A 205-nucleotide genomic window follows, 5' to 3' on the forward strand; every position below is an offset into this window, starting at 1 on the left:
TGCGCTGCCGCTGGAGGAGAAGACCGCCGGGTGCGTCGCGGGCGCCCTGGAGGGCGTCCGGGCGGTCCTCGGCGCCGACGGGACGCGCCGCGTGTTCCGCGCCGTGCTCACCGACAACGGCCCCGAGTTCTCCGACGAGGACGCGATCGCCGCGCTGCTCGGCGAGGGGCCGGGCGAGACGAGGCTGTTCTACTGCGACCCCCGG

Annotated in this window: 1 pseudogene; it reads left to right on the top strand. The window is 76.6% G+C overall.

The features are described from left to right. A pseudogene (locus DW233_RS10390) lies at positions 1 to 205 on the top strand (IS30 family transposase); the annotation flags it as partial.

This window comes from Collinsella sp. AM20-15AC (assembly GCF_003471405.1).
In the GTDB taxonomy this organism is placed as follows: Bacteria; Actinomycetota; Coriobacteriia; order Coriobacteriales; family Coriobacteriaceae; genus Collinsella.